A 17,045-nucleotide genomic window follows, 5' to 3' on the forward strand; every position below is an offset into this window, starting at 1 on the left:
TTCATCTATCCGACCTCGCTGGAATAGTCGCACATATGGCAGTCGATGCTGTAGCGCTTGACCATCGTGTCTGCGAAATACTTGACGTTGTCTACGCCCGGCGAGAAGCAGGCGGTGATGCCGTCCAGGTCGTCCGGCAGCAGGTAGGGACCGTCGCGGTTGCCGCCGATCCGGTGCAGGGGTGTGGGGGACGCCTTGGGCTTGAGCAACTCGAAAAGCGCCAGCATCTCTTCCAGTTGCGCCGGTTCGTTTGGCGCTTCAAGCTGATACCCGAAAAATGTTCTTTGTCCCTGCCAATCCTCAATCGAGCAACCATTCGCGCCCACTCGGGCGCTTCGCCGTAAGCCGTCAACCGGCTTCGATAGAACGGGTTAGGCGGGAGAGCTTGCCTGGAGCTTTGCTGCATCATCATGGCCTTCGATGAGACACAACGATGATTTGTTCGCACCTGATGTGCGAATGGAGGCGTTCTTCAGCGTTTCACCACCTAGTAACTTCCTTGGGCTAGATTTGGTGACATATGTTGCATATTGGGGGGAATCAATGCAGCGTCTTACTATCTCGGCACGAATGTATCTTCTGATCGTCTTTGCGCTTGTCATCCTGGCGAGCGCGATGACCTTCAGCCTGTTTCAGACCTATGCATCCTCCGAGCAGGAGCGGAAGGCGGGGCTAGACTTCATGGATGATATCGCCGTCAGCACGCTGAAGCAGTATCACGACATGGAAGTTGCCGGCACGATGACCCGCGAGGAGGCGCAGGCTGCGGCAATGAGGGCAATCGGCGCGATGCGCTATGCCGGCGGCAGCGGCTACTTCTGGATCAACGACATGCGTCCGTTCATGGTGATGCATCCGATCAAGCCGGAGCTGAACGGCACGGATCTGTCGCAGAACAAGGACCCGAACGGCAAGTTCCTCTTCGTCGAGTTCGTCAATACCGTGAAGGCCAAGGGAGAGGGCTTCGTGGACTATTACTGGCCGAAGCCCGGTGCGGAACAGCCGGTCGAGAAATATTCGCACGTGATCGGCTTCGAGCCCTGGGGCTGGATCGTCGGTACCGGCGTCTATGCCGACGACCTGCATGCGATGTTCCGGCAGAGCATGGCGACTTATGCGGCAATGTTTGCTGCCGGTGCCATGGTGCTGCTCGGCGGTGCATTCTTCGTCATCCGCAGCGTCACCAAGCCGCTCGGCAACGTGAAGGGCGTGCTGCAGAACATCGCCGAGGGCGAGTCGAACGTCACCGTCCCGCATACGGAGCAGAAAAACGAGATGGGCGACATGGCCCGGGCGCTCGTTGTGCTGCGCGATGCGGTTGAGGAGCGGCTGACGCTGCAGGCGCGCGAGAGCGAGCAGCAGCGGGCGCTTTCGGAAGAGCGTTCGACGAATGAGCGCGCCCTGGCGGCGGCTTCCGATCGCCAGGCGCGTGCCATGGCCGAACTCGGGCGTGCGCTTTCGGCGCTGGCCCACGGCGATCTGTCGGCGAACGTCGCCGATCTCGGCAACGATTATGCCAGCCTGCGGGACGATTTCAACAATGCGGTCAACTCGCTTCGCCAGACGATCGTCTCGATCACCGAGACGAGCCATGTTGTGCGCGATAGCGCTTCCGACATCAGCGGCGCCACCGCCAACCTGTCGCGCCGCACCGAGCAGCAGGCAGCATCGCTTGAGGAAACAGCGGCGGCTCTGGACGAGATCACGGCAACCGTGAAGACGGCGTCAGAGCGGGCGGACGAGGCGCGCAGCATGGTGGCCGAAACGAAGCAGAGCGCCGGCCGCTCGGGCGAGATCGTCCGCAGCGCCGTCGACGCGATGGGCCGGATCGAAGACTCCTCCAGCCGCATCAACCAGATCATCTCGGTGATCGACGAAATCGCATTCCAGACCAATCTCCTGGCATTGAACGCTGGCGTCGAGGCGGCGCGGGCGGGCGAGGCGGGCCGTGGCTTTGCCGTCGTTGCGCAGGAAGTGCGGGAACTAGCGCAGCGCTCCGCCAATGCGGCCAAGGAGATCAAGACGCTGATCAGCAATTCGGCACGCGAAGTCGAGGGCGGCGTTTCGCTGGTACGCTCCACCGGTGATGCGCTGGTCGAAATCGCACAGCTGGTCGAGCGGGTGAACGCGCATGTGGAAACGATCGCCACGGCGTCGCGCGAGCAGGCGACGGCGCTGCAGGAGATCAATGCCTCCGTCAACCAGATGGACCAGATGACGCAACAGAACGCCGCCATGGTGGAAGAGACGACGGCAGCAAGCCAGACGCTCGCCGAGCAGAGCGTGCAGCTGCAGCACCTGCTGTCCGCCTTCTGCACCGAAGGTCACGCCTCTACCGGCCATCAGGCTTCGGGAGCTGCCCGCGCGGCTTGAGCGCTGATGTCATCGAAGAGAGCCCGCCGGCAGCGAACGCCGGCGGGCTCTTTCTACTTGATGCTGCGCAAAAACAGACGCTGGCGCCGCTGCTATTCTTTTCCTGGTGATGCGAGGGACGGGCAATCGCGAAGATCGTGATGGTGCAGGGGCATCCGGACAACAAAGAGCGCCACCTGTGTCATGCGCTTGCCGATGCCTATGCCGAAGGTGTCGAGCGGGCGGGGCACCATGTGGAACGTATCGAGCTCGGTCAGATGGATATTCCGTTCCTGACCTCGCAGCGCGAACAGGAGCATGGTGCGGTTCCACCGGCAATTGCCGGGGCGCAGGCGCTGATGAAAAGACGCCGAACATCTCGTCTTCGTTTACCCGCTGTGGCTGGGCGGAATGCCGGCGCTGCTGAAGGCTTTCCTGGAGCAGACGGCGCGGCCGGGCTTTGCCTATGACAGTTCCAAACCGCCATTTCGCAACGGCCTGCTGACCGGCAAGTGGGCCCACGTCATCATCACCATGGGGATGCCGTCCTGGGCCTACCGGATCTTCTACGGCAGCCACAACTTCAAGGCGATGAAGATCGGCATTCTCCAGTTTGTCGGGATCCGTCCGGTACGGCCAACGCTGATCGGTAGCGTCGGCTCGCCGGTGTTCAACGGCGGCGCCTGGCTGAAGAAGATGGAGCAGCTGGGGGAGCGCGCTCGGTGACGACGACATCCCGTCGCCGCCAACTTACCCTGATATCGTCATCTTCTCGAAAGTCTTCGTTTACCTCGTTCCCCTAATCTTGCGCCATGTGCCATTTCGGCACCGAGAGCGGCAACTGGTATGGCGTATGCTTCCCTTTCGCGGCGGGCCTTGGCTTCGCTGATGATCACGACGATGCTGGTGAGCTGCTCCGCCGAAGGGCTGGTGCCGCCCGCCGGCATCGACAGTGACACGCGGGTGAGCGCCATCTCGCCGATCTCGCAGCCTGCGCCGATACAGCAGCCGTATCAGACGTCGCCCTCACCGGTGTCGCAGGTCGGCAGCGGCGGCTACAGCCAGTCTTATCCAGGTGCTGCGCCGGGGCAGCCAACGCCAGCTGCACCGCAGAGCGTGCAGAGTGCGGCCCTGCCGATGATTGACAGCCCTGAGGCCATGCAGCTTCAGGGGCAGCCGCAGAACGTGCTGCGCGTGCCCGAAGAAGGCGTCAACATGGATGCGCAGTTCGGCTTTGCGCAGCCGAGCACGGGCGAGGGCGTGACCGGACTTGCACAGGAGCAGGACCAGATGATCGCCGAAGGCGGTACGGCCCAGCCCGTGGTCGCCGGCATCGGCACCGATGCGCCGATGGCGATAGGCGGTGCGCCCAGCGTCTCGGTCGCTCAGAACGAACAGATGATCACGATCCCGCCAAAGCGGCAGGCGGAGGGTCTTCAAGGGAGTGTACAGAACCAGTCGCTCGTCTGGGGCGACCAATCTCCGGTGGTGGCCCCGACGCGCCTGCCGGAAGAGCCGCAGCAGGTGGCGATGCTGGCGCCGAACAATCCGGCGGCGGAGCGCGAGCCGATCCGCCCGCGCGAGGTCATGCCGGCATCCGAGGTGAGCTGCCGCGCCGAACTGCGCCGCCTTGGGGTAGAATTCCGCGACATCCAGCGCATCGCCGACGGGCCGAGCTGCGGCATCGACTATCCCGTCCTGCTGAGCGGCTTCTCGGGCAATATTGACCTGAAGCCGGCGACAAAGCTCAATTGCCCGACGACGCTGGCGCTGGCGAAGTGGGTGAAGTACGAGCTCGCGCCGTCCTCGCGCTATCGCTACCTGTCCGGCGTCAAGACCATCGAATCCATGGGCGGCTATTCCTGCCGCCGGATGAACAACAGCCGCCAGAAGCGCAATCCGATGTCGGAGCACGCCCGCGGCAACGCCATTGACCTCGGCAAGTTCGTGCTGAAGAACGGCAAGAGGATCGACGTACGCAAGAAGGGCTTCTTCGCCTTTCGCGAGCGCGGCCTCCTGAACACCGTGCGCGACGACAGCTGCAAGTACTTCCACACCGTGCTTGGGCCAGGCAGCAACAAGGAACACTGGAACCACTTCCACTTCGACCTGCGCGCCCGCAAGTCCGGCTCCAAGTACTGCGATTGATCCCACGCCTCAACGGTACGGCCCGCCTCGACTTGTCTGACAACCGGTTTGGTGCAACAAGACACGGCAGGTTAGCCTTCCTCCGTCTCGTCCTGCATCAGGTCCGCCCTCATGCCTCCCATCTCCGAAGTCCTTCCCTTCGTCGTCGCACTGGCCGCGGCAGGCGTGCTTGCGGGGTTGCTCGCCGGCATGTTCGGCATCGGCGGCGGCGCGATCCTGGTGCCGATCTTCTTCCACGTCTTCGGCATTCTTGGTGTGCCGGAGGAGGTACGCATGCATCTGGCGCTCGGCACCTCGCTCGCCATCATCGTGCCGACCTCGATCCGCTCCTTTCTTGCACACCGGCAGCGGGGGGCGGTGGACACCCAGTTGCTGAAGGGATGGATCGTCGCCGTGCCGCTCGGTGCGCTCCTGGCGGCGGCGATCGCGGCGGAAGCATCCAGCACGGAGCTCCGGCTGATCTTCGCCTTCATCGCGCTGGCGCTCGCCTTCCGGATGATCTTCAACCGTGCGAGCTGGCAGCTCGGCAAAGACTTGCCGCGCAATCCGTTCAAGTTTCTCGTCGGCGTGGGAATCGGGGTGCTGTCCGGCCTGATGGGGATCGGCGGTGGCGTGCTCAACAACACCTTCATGACGCTTTACGGGCGGCTGATTCACCAGGCAGTGGCGACGTCATCGGGCGTCGGTGTGCTTATCTCCCTGCCAGGACTGATCGGCTACATCATTGCAGGCTGGGGGGCGGCAGGCCTGCCGCCATTCTCCACCGGCTACATCAGTTGGCTGGCGGTGGCGCTGTTGATCCCGATCACGCTCTACATGGCGCCGCTTGGGGCGCGGCTGGCGCATGCCATGTCGAAGCGCCAGCTTGAGGTCGGCTTCGGGATCTTCCTGATCACCGTCTCGTTGCAGTTCTTCCTGACCGTCTTCGTCTGAGAGTCCGTCCGAGAATTCATGAGCGGCGTCCGATCCGTCTGACGAGGGTCATTATGGACGCGGCATAAAGGAAAGCCTTGGCGGACTTAATGGTCGCCTCCGGATCTTTCCAGAGGCGGCGGTTTCGGCTGATCCAGGCAAAGAAGCGCTCTACAACCCACCTCTTTGGATGCACGGCAAAGCCAACCTGATCCTTCGGCTTGCGGACGATCTCGACCTCGACCAGCGTTGCATTTTGCGGCCTGTCGCCTGAATAGCCCATGTCGGCGAATGCCTTTGCCACGAACGGAAAAGACTTCCGCGACAGTCGCAGAACAGGGATTGCACCATCGCGATCCTGAACGTCGGCCGGTTGAGGATCAAGCACGAGAGCGCGTCCATCCATGTCGACCATTGCTTGTCGCTTGCGACCTTTGATCTTTTTACCTGCATCATAGCCTCGCGGACCGCCGCTCTCGGTGGTTTTGACGCTCTGGCTGTCCAATACAGCAGCACTAGGAGAGGCCTGGCGGCCGGTCTGCTCCCGATCCATCATGACAAGGCGGTGATTGATGCGGGTGAAGACACCGGTGTCACGCCAGCGGCAGAAATAGCCGAACACAGTGCTCTTGGGCGGCAAGTCTTTTGGGATGAGTCGCCACGGAATTCCACCTCGTAGAACGTAAAAGATGGCGTTGATGATCTCTCGCAGGGGCCAAGCTGGCTTCCGCCCCCTTTGCGACGGCTGCGGAAGCAAGGACGCTATCACCGCCCATTCTGCATCCGTGAGATCGGTTTCGTATCGTGGCTGATTGCGACTATACTGCCGCCGGGTGGTCGGGTTCCACATGGCGCTTCCATTTAGGATTCAGACACCTCCTTGGAATCATCATCGGCCCGATCACTCAACCCTATTCTCGAAAAGGCTCTCAGCGCTCCTCTGTCTTGAAAAAATGGCCTGAAAGGGCTTCAACTTTAGGCATCAACTCGTTCGGTGCCAGCATGGCACCTTTTGTTGGACGGAAGAAGACTTGCCCTAGTAGACGCCCGTCTATTCCGAAGGGAAATATACAGGACTCAACCTCTTCAGATCGGAGACAGGAGAGCCCCTGTAAAGCGTCCGCCGGGAACATTTGGGGACTAGGTTTTGCATCCTCGAACGCCGAGAATACTGGATCCGGGACGGGAAGTTCGCCAGGAACTACGACGAGCAGCCGCGTTGCCGAGAAACCGTTTGTGGTAGGTCCACACAGTGCCTCTGGGATGGTTTTCCACCTGCAGTTTGAGGTCAAATTGTACCAGAAGCTCCCCAACCGATAGCGCCTTGGGCTTTCTTGGACGAACGCTGTCAATTCTCTTGATTGAGATTTATGGCGAGGATTCTTTGTAATAAAATTGCGGAGGGCATCCGGAAGGCCCGGCTCATCGAACTCAACCCCCACCGACCCTTCAATTGAAACGGAGAGCTTCACGCCATTCATCTCGACCGCCATTTTGGTGGGAAATTCGGCTCCTACGGTACGGTGGTCCCTAGCTTCGCCCGTCCTGCTAAACAGCGTTTTTACATCTTGAGCCACGTTGGGTGCAAATGCGAATACCACCAGAAGAAGGCCAACTGCTGCCAGTATTTTGAAGAGACCTTTCATTCAGGAGATGCTCGCGTTCGCATAAGATGTAGCTTTCGAAGCTGTGCTGGTCGGGCGGACTTTCCACTTATGCGTTGAGCCAACCGCTTTGACGGCAAAAGGTGGTCTCCAGTGACACCATTCTATCTCATCCTGAATGTCAGCCTGTGTCCGCTCCGTTAAAGTATCCGTCTTTGGATACCAACAACAACTGTAGTGCTTGATCGAGGGCGTTTTCCATCTGGTTGTCAATCAGCTACTAGTGACGTGATTACCAATTAGAGCCTTTCCGAGGACGGGGTCGAGTGATCGGGCCGATGATTATTCCAAGGAGGTGTCTGAAGCCTGAATGGAAGCTAAACCGACGCCTCTGGAGACCCCGAGGCGACCATTAAGTCCGCCAAGGGCTTCCTTTATGCCGCGTCCACAATGACACTCGTCAGACGGATCGGACGCCGCTCATGAATTCTCGGACGGACTCTGAGAAGGCCCCCAAGCTGGGCAAAACACACTGTTTTCGTTACGGGTATAGTCTCCCAGCCTGCCGATCCTATATTTGGCGCCACTTCCTTCAGTTCTTTTCGAAGATCCCCATGGCGCCCATCATATCCATTCGCAACCTGACGAAGACCTACGGCAACGGCTTTAAGGCGCTGAAAGGCGTCAACCTCGAGATTGAGGAAGGCGAGATCCTCGCCCTGCTCGGTCCAAATGGTGCAGGCAAGACAACGCTGATCTCGATCGTCTGCGGCCTCGTAAACCCGAGCGGCGGGCAGGTGCTGGTCGGCGGGCACGACGTGGTCAAGGACTTTCGCCAGACGCGTGCGATGATCGGCCTGGTGCCGCAGGAGCTGACAACCGACCAGTTCGAGACGGTCTGGAACACGGTGACCTTTTCGCGTGGCGTGCACGGAAAGAAGGAAGATCCGGCGCATATCGAGAGGGTCCTCAAGGACCTGTCGCTCTGGGAGAAGCGCGACAACATGATGCGCGAGCTTTCGGGCGGCATGAAGCGGCGCGTAATGATCGCCAAGGCGCTTTCCTACGAGCCGCGCATCCTGTTTCTTGACGAGCCCACAGCCGGCGTCGACGTCAACCTGCGGCGCGAGATGTGGCAGGTGGTCGAGCGGCTGCGCCAAAACGGCGTCACGATCATCCTGACGACCCATTACATCGAGGAGGCGGAGGAGATCGCCGACCGCGTCGGCGTCATCAACGGCGGCGAACTGCTGCTGGTGGAGGCGAAGACGGCCTTGATGAAGAAGCTCGGCCGCAAGGAACTGAGGCTCGAACTGACGAAGCCGATGGCGGCGCTGCCGGATGCGCTCGGCACCTACAACGTGGCGCTAGCTGAGAACGGGGGCGCGCTGATCTACGAATACCAGGGTGAAGCGGAGCAGGGCCGGATCGCCACGCTGCTGGGCACGCTCGCTGCCCAGGGCATAGAATACCGGGATCTTTCGACGCGGCAGAGCTCGCTCGAAGACATCTTCGTCGAACTGGTGGGGCAGAGAGCATGAATTTCGAAGCGATCAAGTCCATCTACCTGTTCGAGATGGCGCGCATGCGCCGCACGCTCCTGCAGAGCGTCGTCTCGCCGGTTCTGACGACGTCGCTCTATTTCATCGTCTTCGGAACGGCGATCGGATCGCGCATCGAGCAGATCGACGGCATTTCCTACGGCGCCTTCATAACGCCGGGGCTGATCATGCTGTCGCTTTTGACGCAATGCATCGCCAACGGCGCAATCGGCATCTACTTTCCGAAGTTCACCGGCACGATCTACGAGATCCTGTCGGCGCCGATCGCCATGACCGAAATTCTGCTGGGTTACGTCGGCGCAGCAGCGACCAAGGGGCTGATCATCGGGCTGATCATCCTGGCGACCGCGTCCTTTTTCGTCGACATCTCGATCGCGCATCCGGTGATGATGCTGGTCTTCCTGGTGCTGACGGCAGTCACTTTCAGCCTTGCGGGCTTCGTCATCGGCATCTGGGCCAAGAATTTCGAGCAGCTCAACATCATGCCGATGCTGGTGGTGCCGCCGCTTACCTTCCTCGGTGGCAGCTTCTATTCGATCGACATGCTGCCGCCCTTCTGGCAGACGGTCAGCCACTTCAACCCCGTCCTCTATCTGGTCAGCGGGTTCCGCTGGAGCTTCTACGAGATTGCCGACGTCAATCCCGCGATCAGCCTCGGAATGATCGGCCTGTTCCTCGTGCTCTGCCTGAGCCTCGTCGCCTGGATCTTCCGCACCGGCTACCGGTTGCGCAGCTAGTACGCCGTTAGAGGTAGTCCATAGACGCGGTTCTTCCGCGACGGCTTGATCTCTATCTGCTAACATTCGAGACCCACACGGGGGTGACTCGTTCGGCTGGAGCAAAGGCCGGCGGCACACCTGGGTTGCGGCGATGCCATGGAGAAATCGTTCTGCGATATACATACCCGAGTACCGGTGAGGTCAGCGAACCGGGCGTGACGAACAGCATGCGAAACGATCAGGAAACGAGGAGCTGACCGATGACGGCGGAGATCCGCAGGGGCATCGTGGAACGAGTGCTGGCGCGGCTGGAAGCGCGCGGGGCGCCGTTCGAGCGCGATCCGCAATTCCTGGCCCATATCGAGGACTGGGTTGATGGCAAGATCGACATGCAGGAGCTGCGCGGCCGGTATCTGGATTTCGCGCGTTCGCGGCGGGTGATGGTTGCACAGCAGGATGCTGACGACGAGGCCGCTAATCCGTAAGGCGCAACTCGTCCGTCTGGATCTGCAGCGAGCCGAGCGTCGACAGGAAGCTCATGCCCAGCAGGCTCTGATGGAGGCGGCCATCCTCGGTGACCATGGCGCGGACGCTGCGCCGTACGATCGGGCCGATGGCAATCTCATCCAACCGGACAGGTGCCGCCGTGGCGCGACCATTGGCGGTCTGGACGTTGATGGTGAAGGCGAGGCTTGTGGGATCGATGCCGATGCGCTCCGCATCGTCATAGGAAAGAACCACGGCGCTCGCGCCCGTGTCGACCAGCATTGATACAGGTTGACCGTTGATCGTTGCGTTGGTCGCAAAATGCCCGCCCATGCCGCGATGGATGATGACCGCGCTCCGGCCATCGACCGAGGTGACTTCCACGGCGCTGCCCGGCATCAGTCCGGCGGAAAGGCGTGCGCCGAAACCCTGGAGGTCGTAGCGGTAGAGGTAGACTGCGACCAGCGCCATGATGATCACCAGCCAGATCGCGATGTAGCGCAGGATTTGCCCGAGATTGCCGCGACGCCCGGCAAGAAGGCCGGCCGAAAGGAGGCCGGCGATCGGCAGGAGGTAGATCATCCGGCCGAAGTCCTCGTTGGCCATCCCGAAGGTCTGTCCGCTGTCGTGGTTGAAGACGAGCAGTGCGAGACCCGCGCCCAGAACCAGCAGCACGAAGGTTAGACCGTTCATGAGGAGGCCCGTTCCCGCGCCAGGCGCGTCCGCTTCGTTTCCCGCCGCGGCTTTCGCTCCACCGTTTCGAGGCGCGCCGGTAGCGTTTCCATGACGTCGCGGCGCTGCCTGTCCGTGAACGTTGTCCATGAGGCGATCTCGTCGCGGGTGCGCCCGCAGCCGAAACAGTAGCCGGTCCGATCATCGATGGCGCAGACGAGAATGCAGGGTGAGATCATGGCTGACATATCGGCGGTTCAGGCGGCAACCGCAAGGGCGGCGAGGAACACGATCTCGCCAGTCTGCTGCGCCGCGCCAATGGTGTCGCCCGTATGGCCACCGATGCGCCGGTCTGCGTGGCGGGTGAAGCCGTAGATGCCGAGCGCGGAAAGAGCGAGTGCGGCGAGCAGGGGCAGGAGCGAGACGACCGGCAGCAGCAGGAGGAGGCAGGCGAGGGCGGCGCTTGCGAGCGCGAACGTTCGCGCGTCTGCTTCCGGACGCCCGGCGCCTGCGGCCACGCCTCCTGCCCGCGCCGAGGCGAGCGCGTGCCAATGGGCAACCATGAGGGCGCGGCTGAATGCTGCCCCTGCCAGCAGCGCCAGCGGGGCGAGGCCGTCCGTGTACGCCGCAAGCGAGGCGAGCGCGGCGGCACGCAACCCGAACGACAGGATCAGTGCGATGACGCCGTAGCTGCCGGTTCGGCTGTCCTTCATGATCGCAAGCACGTGCTCCTTGTCGCGCCCGCCGCCGAAGCCATCGGCCGTGTCGGCCAAGCCGTCCTCGTGCAGCGCGCCGGACAGGAGCGTCAGGCCGGCGAGCGCGATCAGGGCAGCGAGCAGAGGCTCGGTTTCCCATTCCAACAGGATCCAGAGCAGGAGAGCGGGCGCCAGCGCCAGCACGAGGCCTGCCAGTGGAAACGCGCGCACCGCGCGGCTGACGGAGCCGTCATGGCCTTCAAAGAAGCGGGAGGGCACCGGCAGCCGGCTCAGAAAACCGAGGGAGCGGGCGAGGTCTGCGACAAATTCGGTCACGCTAGGCAGTTGTCCCTCCTTCAAGGCACGACTAAGAGTGCAGCAGAAAATCTTGATTTGCCGGCAAACACAAGCGCCGGAGCACGACGAGAAAGAAGATCCCGATGAGCATGAGCGGCCTGCCTTTCGACGACTTCCGCACCTTGCTGCAGAACCTGCCCGGGCCGGACTCCTGCGCGCTCGTTGCAGCACGCGAGCGCGATGCGCAGTTGACGAAGCCACCGGGGTCGCTGGGTCGGCTGGAGGAGATCGCCATGTGGCTGGCGGCCTGGACGGGGCGCCCACCAGCGGTGTCACGTCCGCTGGTGGCGATTTTTGCCGGCAATCACGGTGTGACCAAGCACGGCATCACGCCGTTTCCGCCGTCCGTGACGCAGCAGATGGTGGAGAATTTTGCCGCTGGCGGCGCGGCAATCAACCAGATCTGCGTGACCCACGATCTCGGGTTGAAGATCTTCGACCTGGCGCTTGACTATCCGACTGGTGACATCACCTGCGAGGCAGCTCTTTCCGAGAGGGACTGCGCAGCGACCATGGCCTTCGGCATGGAGGCGATTGCCGGCGGCACCGATCTGCTCTGCATCGGCGAGATGGGCATCGGCAACACGACGATTGCGGCGGCCATCAATCTGGCCCTTTATGGCGGCGAGGCGGAGGATTGGGTCGGGCCCGGGACCGGATCGCATGGCGAACTTCTGGAGCGGAAGATCGCTGCGGTGAAGACGGCAGTGGAGTTTCACAAGGACCATCTGAAGGATCCGCTGGAGGTGCTGCGGCGTCTCGGCGGGCGCGAGGTTGCGGCCATGGCCGGCGCGATCCTTGCGGCGCGGGTGGAGAAGATCCCGGTGCTGATCGACGGCTATGTCGCGACCGCGGCGGCTTCCATCCTCAAGGCCGCCAATCCGGCGGCCCTCGACCACTGCCTGATCGGCCATGTTTCGGCGGAACCGGGGCATCTCAAGGCCATCGAGAAGCTCGGCAAGACGCCGCTGCTGGCGCTTGGCATGCGGCTTGGTGAGGGCACCGGAGCTGCACTTGCCGCGGGCATTGTCAAGGCCGCTGCCGCCTGCCATTCCGGCATGGCGACCTTCGAGCAGGCTGGCGTCAGCGCGGGAGCCTGATCGTGGAGAAGGCGCCGCAGGAGAGCGGGATCGAGAAGGCAAGCGGGCCACGGCGGCTGCTCGCCGCGACGCGCTACTCCCTGCAGGGTCTCGCACGGGCCTGGCGGGAGGAAGCCTTCCGAACCGAGGCGGTGGCCTTCGTGTTCGGTCTCGTGCTGCTGATCGCGATTGGCGCCGAACTCATCGACTACCTCGTCTTCGTCATCCTGATGCTGGTGCTGTTTGCCGTTGAGGCGCTGAACACTGCGATCGAGGAACTGGTGGACCGGGTCTCCCCGGAAATCTCCACCGTCGGGCGTCACGCGAAGGACCTGGGATCGTTTGCCGTGTTCTGCGTTTCCTGTGCGGTGGGGCTGTTTCTGCTGTGGTGCGTTTGGACGCGGGTGCTGGGGTAGGTGCTGCGGACCCGATAAGCGTGTTATTGACTAAACTGTCTTCCTGTGGTTGTATTTTCGGCAGCAAATGGGGGCGTGAGATGTTGGCAATCTTCAGAGATCCCTGGCTCGAGGACCGTGAGACGCGACAGCGCGAGCAACGTGCGAAGCTGCTGGGAGAAATAGGGATACTTGGCGCAGGCTTCACTGCGCTTTTTCTGGTCCTCTCCCAGACGCCGCTTCACACAATCGGGATCGGCGGCCTAATATTAATGGCTGCCGCCGCTGCGGGAGCCGGCCTGGGCTTCCTCTAATCGGTTCCGCGGGTGCTCTCTGTGGGAGCAGCGGGTGCCCCGGGCGCCAAGTCGGCAATGCCCGTCGGTCTGCTAACGTCCGACACGAATTTAGAGAGAATATCTGAGTGGCTCACGATCATGATCGTCGCGGGGTAGGGCTCAGTCAGCTCACCTCGCTAGGGGAAGGTGTGCGCCAGTTCACAGCCTTCCTCGCCAGAGGTGGAAATTCGCAGGCGTTAGCTACTGCGGGCCCGTTCATCTTGGTCGTCGGGCTGGTTTCAGGCTTTGTCTTTCTCTACCTCTACACCCGCCTGTTTCTCTCACCGCTCTTCCTGCACGTTGAAAAGTTGATGAGCGATGTTGGCGACGAGGAGAACCTGATCGACACCGGAGAGATAAAGGAGATCGCGGAACGTCTCGCCGAAAAGAGCGGTAGTTCCTTTATGCGAAAGACTGCAGAGACCGACCGCCTGACGTTCGAGCAGACGATGCAGGTACTATCTGCGCTCCTGTACGAAAAGGACGGATATAAGCAGGTTCTCGAAATCGGTGAGAAGCTCAAAGATACTCATGCTTCAGAGATGGGGAGCTATTGGTTCCTCATGGCGGCGGCGAACGGACAGCGCTTCTCTAGCCTCCTAGAAGCGGGTACCGAACAAGAGAAATCGACTGCTCGTCAGGCAGTGCTCGACGCCAGCCGCCGCGCCGTCATGCTCGATCCGCAGTACAGGACTTACCTAGCTGAGCTCACCCGGGAACGGGGGAAGGACGATGATCTGAAAGCCTTCTCCGGCGACAAGGAATTCCTTCGAATAATTCGAAGTCGTTCCTAAGCAAACGTCCGGCGACGTCTCTCCACCGGGGCGGCGTCCTCGATGGCGGGCACGCTCTGGAGGATGCGGGTGGCGGGGAGGATGGCGATCGCCTCGGTGCCTTCGCGCAGCTTGGAGCGGAGCACGAACTGGCCGTCGTGCTTGGCGAGGATTGCCTGGACGATCGGCAGGCCGAGGCCGGTGCCCTGTTCGGCGCTCTTAATGGCGATGGAGCCCTGGCCGAAGGCGGAGAGCACGATCGGGATCTCCTCTTCAGGAATGCCTGGGCCGTTGTCCTTGATCGCCACATACTGCCCGCCGCCGGCCGTCCAGCCGACCTTGACGGTGACCTCGCCGCCCTGCGGCGTGAACTTCACGGCGTTGGACAGGAGGTTGAGGACGACCTGGCGGATCGCCTTTTCGTCGGCCCAGATCTGCGGCAGGGACGGTTCGAACTGCTGGTGGATGGTGATGCTCTTGCCGCTCGCGCGCAGCTGCACCATGCCGATGCAGTCTTCTGCGATCTCGAGCAGCGAGAGCGCGTCCTCGTTCAGCTCGTAGCGTCCGGCCTCGATCCGGGAAAGGTCGAGGATCTCGTTGATGAGGTCGAGGAGGTGCTGGCCGGAGCGGTGGATGTCGCCGGCATATTCGCGGTAGGTCGGATTTGAGAGCGGCCCCAGCACCTCGGAATTCATCACTTCGGAGAAGCCCAGGATGGCGTTCAGCGGCGTGCGCAGCTCGTGCGACATAGAGGCAAGAAAGCGCGATTTTGCGAGGTTGGCTTCCTCGGCACGGCGCCGTGCCTCGTCCGACATGGACTTGGCGACCTCCAGTTCGGCAATCAGATCGTCCTTCTCCGACTGGTAGGACATGAGCGTGAGATTGGAGCGGTACTGGCGGTCGGCGATATAGTGAAAGAAGACGACCGCGATGGCGGACATGGCGGCGAGGCCCACGTCGAGCATCTGCCGAGAGAGCGCTGCGGAGACCACGAGCGTCAGGATGAGCGGCAGGAAGCCGAACAGCACGCCTTGGCGCAACATCACGCCGTTCATGGCGCTGATGGAGATCGCCACGAGGATGACGGCTGCCTTGTAGAAATAGAAGCTGTCGCCCGAGCAGGTGGCGCAGGTTTGCAGCGAAAAGAGCGCCCAGCTGCAGCCGACCAGAACCTGTCCGGCCAGGAGGCGCCGGCGCCAGCGCACCGTGTCGGCGGCGGTGATCTCGACCCGGCTTGCCCGGCGCGCTGCCAGTACATTAATGGCATGGACGCTGAGGGCGAGCAGCGCCCAGCCGAGGAGGTCGGCGGCGGGATTGAGGTAAAGACCTATGGCGGAAACGGCAGCGACGAAGAGCGGGGTGACGAGCGCGCTCTGCAGCACGGCGTTGAGGTGCATGGCGAGGATGTCGCGGTCGAAGACCTTGGTGCTGCGACCGGTCGACTGCAGGCGCTCGCGCGTCGCGCGGACCGTCTTCGAAACAGCGCGATTGCGCTTGCTTCGCGACAGGTCGACGATGTTCTTGTCGGTCGAGGTGATGACGCCGTTACTCATAACCACTGGATCAAGGTCCCCAATGGTTGTGAGCCTAGGGCGCAAACCTTAAGAAGATGCTGCCGGGCAAGGATTTGTTTGCCATTTTTCTGAAGCTTCTGTTTCCGATTGAGGCGGGACCGTGACACCAATTTTCCGCAAGCTGCGCGACGCGGGTCTGCTGCTCGCCTTCGTATTCCTTGGCGCGCTGATCGCCAGCAAGCTCGACGAGGTCGCCTCGGTGCGCCTCGACGGTCCGTTTGTCGCAATCGACGGCGACACTTTGGCGGTAGGCGCCGAGCGGCTGCGACTGGAAGGGCTGGATGCGCCGGAGGCGCAGCAGGTCTGCCAGGACGGCAGCGGGCGCGACTGGGCCTGCGGGGAGGCGGCGCGTGAAGCACTCGAACGCCTTACTTCTGCCGCCTCGGTGGTGTGCAGCGGGGCGAGCCGCGACCGCTATGATCGGTTGCTGGTCCGCTGCCGCGACGGCGGGCTCAGCGTCAATGCGGAACTGGTGCGCCTCGGCCTCGCCGTTGCCTCCGGCGACTATGGGTCGGAGGAAGGTGAGGCGAAGAGCAAGGCGCAGGGATTGTGGGCCGGCTCCTTTGAGCGCCCGCGTGACTGGCGAGTGCGGCACGGCATGATGGAGGATCCGGCTGCTGCGGAAGGAATTCTGGCGTGGTTGAAAGGGCTGTTCGGCGGGTGAGGGCGGAAGAGGCATTCGATGTGCCGGCGGTGGCCAGCGAGGATGTGCTAGAGAACCTGCGCGCCACCATCGCGGCTTGCCGGATCTGCCGCGACGTGCCGGCGCGCGGAGCAGAGGACAGGCTGCCGCATGAGCCGCGGCCGGTTGCAGTGCTGTCCTCGCGAGCGAGGATCCTCATTGCCGGCCAGGCTCCGGGGCTTCGCGTCCACGAGAGCGGCTTGCCTTTCAACGATGCCTCGGGTGACCGGCTGCGTGACTGGCTCGGGGTCAGCCGCGACGCGTTCTACGACCGCGACCGGTTCGCCATCGTCCCGATGGGCTTCTGTTTTCCGGGATATGACGCCAAAGGCAGCGACTTGCCGCCGCGGCGCGAATGTGCGCCACTCTGGCGCCGGGCGGCGGTGGATACCATGCCGCAGATCGAACTGGTGCTGGCGATCGGGCAATATGCGCAGGCCTGGCATCTCGGGCCACGCCGCCGCAAGGGCATGACCGAGACAGTGCAGAACTGGCGCGAGTATTTCTTTGCCAACGACGGTCGAAAGATCCTGCCGCTACCGCATCCGAGCTGGCGCAATACCGGCTGGCTGAAGCGCAATCCCTGGTTCGAGGAAGAGGTTCTACCGGTCCTGAAGCAGCATGTGGATAGATTGACTCGTTAAAACAAAATACGCGAGTTCGTGTTAAAAGAGGCTATGCAGGAGAAAATCATTTCGAA

21 protein-coding genes are annotated in these 17,045 nt (G+C 62.2%); 14 read left to right on the plus strand and 7 right to left on the minus strand.

The genetic code is table 11. From position 1 onward, the window contains the following. Window positions 1-5: 5 nt before the first annotated feature. The gene (locus tag MUU54_RS04460; protein WP_247242837.1) at window positions 6-227 is read right to left on the minus strand and encodes a hypothetical protein; all 222 of its coding nucleotides are present in this window, start codon (window positions 225-227) and stop codon (window positions 6-8) included. A gap of 316 nt (window positions 228-543) precedes the next feature. Between MUU54_RS04460 and MUU54_RS04465 the strand changes: the two genes are divergently transcribed. The 5 genes from MUU54_RS04465 to MUU54_RS04480 all read left to right on the plus strand — a co-directional run bounded on the left by MUU54_RS04465 (window position 544) and on the right by MUU54_RS04480 (window position 5,433). Continuing rightward, window positions 544-2,373, plus strand: coding sequence for a methyl-accepting chemotaxis protein (locus tag MUU54_RS04465; protein ID WP_247242838.1), 1,830 nt, complete (start codon window positions 544-546; stop codon window positions 2,371-2,373). A gap of 140 nt (window positions 2,374-2,513) precedes the next feature. Then, window positions 2,514-2,822 carry an NAD(P)H-dependent oxidoreductase gene (locus tag MUU54_RS24925; RefSeq protein WP_354532022.1) on the plus strand — a complete coding sequence of 103 codons (309 nt, stop codon included), beginning with the start codon at window positions 2,514-2,516 and terminating at the stop codon, window positions 2,820-2,822. After that, window positions 2,764-3,078 carry an NAD(P)H-dependent oxidoreductase gene (locus MUU54_RS24510; RefSeq protein WP_376742046.1) on the plus strand — a complete coding sequence of 105 codons (315 nt, stop codon included), beginning with the start codon at window positions 2,764-2,766 and terminating at the stop codon, window positions 3,076-3,078. The genes MUU54_RS24925 and MUU54_RS24510 overlap by 59 nt, the downstream gene beginning before the upstream one ends. Window positions 3,079-3,198: 120 nt before the next feature. Next, window positions 3,199-4,500: an extensin-like domain-containing protein gene (locus tag MUU54_RS04475; RefSeq protein ID WP_247242839.1), complete on the plus strand. Its 1,302-nt coding sequence runs from the start codon at window positions 3,199-3,201 to the stop codon at window positions 4,498-4,500. Between the two features lie 111 nt (window positions 4,501-4,611). Next, window positions 4,612-5,433, plus strand: a complete 822-nt coding sequence (locus MUU54_RS04480; RefSeq protein WP_247242840.1) for a sulfite exporter TauE/SafE family protein — start codon at window positions 4,612-4,614, stop codon at window positions 5,431-5,433. Window positions 5,434-5,449: 16 nt separating this feature from the next. Here the strand turns inward: MUU54_RS04480 and MUU54_RS04485 are convergent, their stop codons facing one another. Further along, a complete protein-coding gene (locus MUU54_RS04485) occupies window positions 5,450-6,262 on the minus strand; it encodes an IS5 family transposase (protein ID WP_247242841.1) in 813 nt (270 codons plus the stop codon). Between the two features lie 79 nt (window positions 6,263-6,341). Beyond that, window positions 6,342-7,058 (minus strand): hypothetical protein, encoded by a 717-nt coding sequence (locus tag MUU54_RS04490; RefSeq protein WP_247242842.1) that lies wholly within the window; start codon window positions 7,056-7,058, stop codon window positions 6,342-6,344. Between the two features lie 572 nt (window positions 7,059-7,630). Here MUU54_RS04490 and MUU54_RS04500 point away from each other — a divergent pair. From MUU54_RS04500 to MUU54_RS04510, 3 genes are all read left to right on the plus strand, one after another. Beyond that, on the plus strand, window positions 7,631-8,557 hold the full coding sequence (locus MUU54_RS04500) for an ABC transporter ATP-binding protein (RefSeq protein ID WP_247242843.1): 927 nt from the start codon (window positions 7,631-7,633) through the stop codon (window positions 8,555-8,557). After that, complete coding sequence (locus MUU54_RS04505; protein WP_247242844.1) at window positions 8,554-9,315, plus strand: ABC transporter permease; 762 nt, start codon at window positions 8,554-8,556, stop codon at window positions 9,313-9,315. The genes MUU54_RS04500 and MUU54_RS04505 overlap by 4 nt, the downstream gene beginning before the upstream one ends. Window positions 9,316-9,557: 242 nt before the next feature. After that, window positions 9,558-9,782, plus strand: coding sequence for a hypothetical protein (locus MUU54_RS04510; RefSeq protein WP_247242845.1), 225 nt, complete (start codon window positions 9,558-9,560; stop codon window positions 9,780-9,782). Here MUU54_RS04510 and MUU54_RS04515 read toward each other — a convergent pair. The 3 genes from MUU54_RS04515 to MUU54_RS04525 are packed head-to-tail and all read right to left on the minus strand — an operon-like array spanning window position 9,772 to window position 11,495. Beyond that, window positions 9,772-10,476, minus strand: coding sequence for a retropepsin-like aspartic protease family protein (locus MUU54_RS04515; protein ID WP_247242846.1), 705 nt, complete (start codon window positions 10,474-10,476; stop codon window positions 9,772-9,774). The genes MUU54_RS04510 and MUU54_RS04515 overlap by 11 nt on opposite strands. After that, window positions 10,473-10,694 carry a DUF1289 domain-containing protein gene (locus tag MUU54_RS04520; protein WP_247242847.1) on the minus strand — a complete coding sequence of 74 codons (222 nt, stop codon included), beginning with the start codon at window positions 10,692-10,694 and terminating at the stop codon, window positions 10,473-10,475. Before MUU54_RS04520 ends, MUU54_RS04515 begins: the two co-directional genes overlap by 4 nt. Before the next feature lie 18 nt (window positions 10,695-10,712). Then, complete coding sequence (locus MUU54_RS04525) at window positions 10,713-11,495, minus strand: adenosylcobinamide-GDP ribazoletransferase (RefSeq protein ID WP_247243003.1); 783 nt, start codon at window positions 11,493-11,495, stop codon at window positions 10,713-10,715. Window positions 11,496-11,590: 95 nt separating this feature from the next. Here MUU54_RS04525 and cobT point away from each other — a divergent pair, with 95 nt between their 5' ends. From cobT to MUU54_RS04545, 4 genes are all read left to right on the plus strand, one after another. After that, on the plus strand, window positions 11,591-12,607 hold the full coding sequence (gene cobT, locus MUU54_RS04530) for a nicotinate-nucleotide--dimethylbenzimidazole phosphoribosyltransferase (protein ID WP_247242848.1): 1,017 nt from the start codon (window positions 11,591-11,593) through the stop codon (window positions 12,605-12,607). 2 nt (window positions 12,608-12,609) lie between these two features. Continuing rightward, window positions 12,610-13,002: a diacylglycerol kinase gene (locus tag MUU54_RS04535; protein ID WP_247242849.1), complete on the plus strand. Its 393-nt coding sequence runs from the start codon at window positions 12,610-12,612 to the stop codon at window positions 13,000-13,002. Window positions 13,003-13,082: 80 nt separating this feature from the next. Beyond that, a complete protein-coding gene (locus MUU54_RS04540) occupies window positions 13,083-13,295 on the plus strand; it encodes a hypothetical protein (protein ID WP_247242850.1) in 213 nt (70 codons plus the stop codon). 242 nt (window positions 13,296-13,537) lie between these two features. Further along, window positions 13,538-14,110 (plus strand): hypothetical protein, encoded by a 573-nt coding sequence (locus MUU54_RS04545; protein ID WP_247242851.1) that lies wholly within the window; start codon window positions 13,538-13,540, stop codon window positions 14,108-14,110. On the opposite strand, the gene MUU54_RS04550 is transcribed toward MUU54_RS04545, so the two are convergent. Next, complete coding sequence (locus tag MUU54_RS04550; protein ID WP_247242852.1) at window positions 14,107-15,642, minus strand: sensor histidine kinase; 1,536 nt, start codon at window positions 15,640-15,642, stop codon at window positions 14,107-14,109. The two genes, MUU54_RS04545 and MUU54_RS04550, sit on opposite strands and share 4 nt — an antisense overlap. A 121-nt stretch (window positions 15,643-15,763) precedes the next feature. Here MUU54_RS04550 and MUU54_RS04555 point away from each other — a divergent pair, with 121 nt between their 5' ends. Together MUU54_RS04555 and MUU54_RS04560 are read left to right on the plus strand one after the other, a co-directional pair. Then, window positions 15,764-16,327 carry a thermonuclease family protein gene (locus tag MUU54_RS04555; RefSeq protein ID WP_247242853.1) on the plus strand — a complete coding sequence of 188 codons (564 nt, stop codon included), beginning with the start codon at window positions 15,764-15,766 and terminating at the stop codon, window positions 16,325-16,327. 29 nt (window positions 16,328-16,356) lie between these two features. Further along, the gene (locus MUU54_RS04560; RefSeq protein ID WP_376742051.1) at window positions 16,357-16,989 is read left to right on the plus strand and encodes a uracil-DNA glycosylase family protein; all 633 of its coding nucleotides are present in this window, start codon (window positions 16,357-16,359) and stop codon (window positions 16,987-16,989) included. Window positions 16,990-17,045 lie beyond the last annotated feature (56 nt).

This window comes from Pseudorhizobium tarimense (genome assembly GCF_022968135.1).
Classification (GTDB): Bacteria; Pseudomonadota; Alphaproteobacteria; order Rhizobiales; family Rhizobiaceae; genus Neorhizobium; species Neorhizobium tarimense.